We start from the raw sequence: 4,359 nt of genomic DNA on the forward strand, positions 1-4,359 counted from the left end.
ACTTCCAGGCCCTGGATCTTGTTGTCCTCTTCGCCCTTGGCGGTGAGCATGATGATCGGGATATCCCCGGTCAGTTCGTCGCGCTTGAGGCGGCGGGCCAGCTCGATGCCGGACGTGCCCGGGAGCATCCAGTCGAGCAGGATCAGGTCCGGCTTGCGGTCGACGATAATGGCATGCGCCTGCTGGGAGTTCTCCGCTTCCAGGCAGTCATAGCCGGCCATTTCCAACGCAACGGCGATCATTTCGCGAATGGGCGCTTCGTCGTCGACGATCAGAATGCTCCTGCCAACCATGCCTTAATCCTCTTGTCATTTAACTGTCTTGCGCCGCATTAGATAACGGAATTATTGCAGTCGTGTGACAGTATTTTAGTCGACCGGCGATTGCCATGATCCTGGGCTAAGCTCTAAGTCCGAATCCTGACAACCCGCAAAAGGAAGGTTTCCATGAATCACATTGCTCAATCCTGGAAGGCACTGCTGGTTACGGCGGCGCTAACGCTGCCGACGCTGGCCTTGGCCGCCGACCCGGCGATGATGAAAGACGGCATGATGGTCGATCACAATGGCATGACCCTGTACACGTTCGACAAGGACTCGGGCGGCAAGTCGATGTGCAACGACGAGTGCGCGAAGAACTGGCCACCGATGATGGCGCCGGCGGGCGCCACGGCCGAGGGCAAGTGGAGCGTCATCAAGCGAGATGACGGGAAGATGCAATACGCCTATGACGGCAAGCCGCTTTACACGTTTGTGAAGGACAAGAAGCCGGGAGACATGACGGGCGACAAGATGAAGGACGTGTGGCACGTCGTTCACGAGTCGCAGAAGTAACCGCTCTTCTGCAGGCGCAAGGCTTGCCCGCGATAGCGATCTTGAAGGCGCCATCGCGGGTAAGCCTTGCTCCTGCGTAACGCAGTTCAAAGACAGGCCTTGGGTCAGCGCAACGCGTAATCCAGCACAATCCCGACAAAAATCGCCAACCCTGCCCAATGATTGTGCAAAAACGCCTTGAAACAGCGCATGCGATCCTTGTCGCGGGTGTACCAGAACTCCCAGGCAAAGCAGCCTGCCGCCACCACCAACCCCAGGTGGAACCAGCCGCCGAGTTCGAATCGGGAGCCCGCCAAGAGCAAGCAGGCCAGTGCCAGGCCTTGCAAGGTCAGGATGATCACCCGGTCCGCGTCGCCAAACAGGATGGCCGTGGACTTCACGCCGATCTTCAAGTCGTCATCACGGTCGGTCATCGCGTAATAGGTGTCGTAGCCCACCGTCCACAACAGGTTGGCGATCCACAGCAGCCACGCTGCAGCCGGCAGTTCCCCGGTCTCGGCGGTGAAAGCCATCGGCATGCCCCAGGAAAACGCCGCACCCAGCACCACTTGCGGGTAATAGGTGTAGCGCTTCATGAACGGGTAGGTGAAGGCCAGTGCCAGACCGCCCAGTGACAACCAGATCGTCGGAGCATTGGTGCACAGCACCAGCAGGAAACTCACGCCCATCAACAGCGCGAAGAACACCAGCGCCTCTTTCGAGCTGATCTTGCCGCTGGCCAGCGGACGTTGCGCAGTACGTTTGACGTGGCCATCGACCTTGCGGTCGGCCCAATCGTTGATCACGCAGCCGCCGGCGCGGGTCAGCACCACGCCAAGGACGAAAATCACGATGTTGGCCAGCGAAGGCGAGCCCTTACCGGCAATCCACAGCGCCCACAGCGTCGGCCACAGCAGCAGGTAGATGCCGATCGGCTTGTCCATGCGGGTTAGTTGAATGAAGTCCCAGGCCCGAGGGTTCAAGCGATTCAGGGACTTGAGCAGGCTCTGGTACATCAACGGCTCTCCGTTTGGACGCCGGCAGCGTTCCACAGGGACGGAAGGAAAATCTCGGCCACGAGTATGCTCAATGCGCCACGGTCGAAGCGCGAACGGCGGCCCCATAATTCAGGAGCCCGCACTTCGTTCGGCAACCATTCCTGGGGGTAGTGGCAAACCTCGATGGCCTGACGCTGGAACGCGCGGTCACAAAACAGCAATTCGCCCAGGGATCGGCTGCCCAATTCATCCATATGCAAGCCATCGCCCTGCAATGCACTGCGCGACGCCACACTTCGGGCAAACACCAGCGCTTGACCATGACCTCGCAAATACACCTCGCGCACCCAGCCTTCAGTACCTTCGGCAAGGTCCAGCGCGAGGCATTCGTCTGCGCGCAGGACCTGCCAGCCTTCGAACAGCGGCGTGACGCTGAAGGCATCGTTGGTCAGTTGAACAAGGCGCCTGGTCAGCGAGCCATCATCGAACAACCAGTCGAGGACGGACGTGTCGGGCTGAGGCGTCAGCCGGCTTTGGGGGAGCCAGAGTGCGAGCGGGGAGAGGCGTTCTGTGTGTTGCACAATGAGTCATTATTGGCAGCAAAGGAGGCGCCGAGCTTAACATGTCAGCCTGTGAATTTGAGTGATCCGCCCAGCCGTTGCGCCGAACAGGCTTGCATCTGCCCGGCCCCCTCTATACAAAACGCCCTGAGCCGGACGGCAGAGCTGCAAGCATCGACCGTCCGAGCCGGCAAAACGCCTGAACTGAGGAAGTACCTGAATGAAAAAGTGGCAATGTGTGGTCTGCGGCCTGATCTACAACGAAGCCGACGGCTGGCCGGATGACGGCATTGCGCCGGGCACCCTGTGGCAAGACGTGCCGGAAGACTGGCTGTGCCCGGATTGTGGCGTCGGCAAAATGGATTTCGAAATGATCGAAATCAACTAAGACCTTCAGAGGAGTAAGGAATGAACGCACCTGTCGTGATCGTCGGCACTGGCCTGGCGGGCTACAACCTGGCCCGGGAGTTTCGCAAACTCGATAGCGAAACCCCGCTGCTGCTGATTACCGCCGATGACGGGCGCTCCTACTCCAAACCGATGCTCTCCACCGGTTTTGGCAAAAACAAGGACGCCGACGGACTGAGCATGGCCGAACCTGGCGCCATGGCCGAACAGTTGAAGGCCGAAGTGCGCACCCATACGCGCATCAGCGGCATCGATCCGGGTCACAAGCGCTTGTGGATCGGCGAAGAATCGGTGATTTACCGTGACCTGATCCTGGCCTGGGGCGCAGAAACCGTGCGGGTGCCCATCGAAGGCGATGCGGCGGACTGCGTGTTCCCTATCAATGACCTGGAAGACTACGCCCGCTTTCGCGCGGCAGCCGCCGGCAAGCAACGGGTGCTCTTGCTCGGTGCCGGCCTGATTGGCTGCGAGTTTGCCAACGACCTGAGCCTGGGTGGCTACGAGGTGCAATTGGTTGCACCGTGTGAACAGGTCATGCCGACCCTGTTGCACCCGGCAGCGGCCGCGGCGGTTCAGGCCGGTCTGGAAAGCCTTGGTGCACGTTTCCACCTGGGGCCTGTGCTGACTCGCTTGCAACGGGTTGCCGATGGCCTGGAGGCGCATTTGTCCGATGGTCAGGTTATCCCGTGCGATGTGGTGGTCTCGGCCATTGGCCTGCGTCCACGCATCGATCTGGCGGCCGCGGCCGGGTTGCAGGTCAATCGGGGGGTCGTGGTCGATCGTCACCTGAAGACTTCTCACGCCAATATCTACGCGTTGGGCGACTGTGCCGAGGTCGATGGGCTGAATCTGTTGTACGTGATGCCCCTGATGAGCTGTGCGAGGGCGCTGGCCCAGACCCTCGCCGGCAAGCCGACAGCAGTCAGCTACGGCCCGATGCCCATCACCGTGAAAACCCCGGTGTGCCCATTGGTGGTGTCCCCGCCACCTCGGGGTTCGGAGGGTGTCTGGACGGTCGAAGGGCAGGGGGCCGACATCAAAGTGCTATGCCGCGATGCCAGCGGAAAACTGCTCGGTTATGCCCTGACGGGCGCGGCCGTGATGGAGAAACTGGCCCTGAACAAAGAGCTTCCGGCACTGCTGGCGTAAATACCGGTCGTTCTGTCGGAATCACCCCTGTTTTGCCCCTACATTGGCCGCGTCGATACTGGCGCGGCTCCTCGCTGCGTGCCATCCTCACTCCCGTCTGCCGCAGAGTAGAGCACCTGCGGCGCTTTGGGCGCTGTTCCACAGAGAGCAGCACGGACATAACAACAAAAAACCGTCAAAGGGGCTTCACTAATATGCGTAAACCAGAACTCGCTGCAGCAATTGCTGAAAAAGCAGACCTCACCAAAGAGCAGGCCAACCGCGTTCTCAACGCCGTACTCGAAGAAATCACCGGCGCCCTGCACCGCAAAGACAGCGTAACGCTGGTAGGCTTCGGCACCTTCCTGCAACGCCACCGCGGCGCCCGTACCGGCAAAAACCCGCAAACCGGTGAGCCAGTCAAAATCAAGGCCAGCAACACAGTTGCCTTCA

General features: G+C 60.3%; 7 protein-coding genes. 4 read left to right on the forward strand and 3 right to left on the reverse strand.

Annotation, left to right across the window (positions count from 1 at the left end):
• The coding region (locus D8U69_RS08860) for a response regulator (RefSeq protein ID WP_130907141.1) at positions 1-293 on the reverse strand (293 nt) is incomplete at its 3' end.
• Positions 294-446: 153 nt separating this feature from the next.
• On the opposite strand from D8U69_RS08860, the gene D8U69_RS08865 reads away from it, so the two are divergent.
• Positions 447-833 carry a hypothetical protein gene (locus D8U69_RS08865; protein ID WP_130903516.1) on the forward strand — a complete coding sequence of 129 codons (387 nt, stop codon included), beginning with the start codon at positions 447-449 and terminating at the stop codon, positions 831-833.
• Positions 834-937: 104 nt separating this feature from the next.
• Here D8U69_RS08865 and ubiA read toward each other — a convergent pair whose 3' ends face one another.
• Positions 938-1,828 (reverse strand): 4-hydroxybenzoate octaprenyltransferase, encoded by an 891-nt coding sequence (gene ubiA / locus D8U69_RS08870; RefSeq protein WP_056854353.1) that lies wholly within the window; start codon positions 1,826-1,828, stop codon positions 938-940.
• Positions 1,828-2,391: a chorismate lyase gene (locus D8U69_RS08875; RefSeq protein ID WP_130907142.1), complete on the reverse strand. Its 564-nt coding sequence runs from the start codon at positions 2,389-2,391 to the stop codon at positions 1,828-1,830. The genes ubiA and D8U69_RS08875 overlap by 1 nt, the downstream gene beginning before the upstream one ends.
• A 199-nt stretch (positions 2,392-2,590) precedes the next feature.
• Between D8U69_RS08875 and D8U69_RS08880 the strand changes: the two genes are divergently transcribed.
• The 3 genes from D8U69_RS08880 to D8U69_RS08890 form a co-directional block, all read left to right on the forward strand.
• On the forward strand, positions 2,591-2,758 hold the full coding sequence (locus D8U69_RS08880; RefSeq protein WP_007954349.1) for a rubredoxin: 168 nt from the start codon (positions 2,591-2,593) through the stop codon (positions 2,756-2,758).
• A 20-nt stretch (positions 2,759-2,778) separates the two neighbouring features.
• Complete coding sequence (locus tag D8U69_RS08885) at positions 2,779-3,927, forward strand: FAD-dependent oxidoreductase (protein WP_056854355.1); 1,149 nt, start codon at positions 2,779-2,781, stop codon at positions 3,925-3,927.
• Between the two features lie 194 nt (positions 3,928-4,121).
• Positions 4,122-4,359, forward strand: a 238-nt coding sequence (locus D8U69_RS08890; RefSeq protein ID WP_130907143.1) for an HU family DNA-binding protein, incomplete at its 3' end; no start/stop codon positions are given.

This window comes from Pseudomonas sp. Sample_16, assembly GCF_004307665.1.
GTDB lineage: Bacteria > Pseudomonadota > Gammaproteobacteria > Pseudomonadales > Pseudomonadaceae > Aquipseudomonas.

Bases quoted from the DNA above. Each gene is read 5' to 3' on its own strand.
- D8U69_RS08865 (WP_130903516.1), top strand. From the start codon at position 447: ATGAATCACATTGCTCAATCCTGGAAGGCACTGCTGGTTACGGCGGCG.
- ubiA (WP_056854353.1), bottom strand. From the start codon at position 1,828: ATGTACCAGAGCCTGCTCAAGTCCCTGAATCGCTTGAACCCTCGGGCC.
- D8U69_RS08880 (WP_007954349.1), top strand. From the start codon at position 2,591: ATGAAAAAGTGGCAATGTGTGGTCTGCGGCCTGATCTACAACGAAGCC.
- D8U69_RS08885 (WP_056854355.1), top strand. From the start codon at position 2,779: ATGAACGCACCTGTCGTGATCGTCGGCACTGGCCTGGCGGGCTACAAC.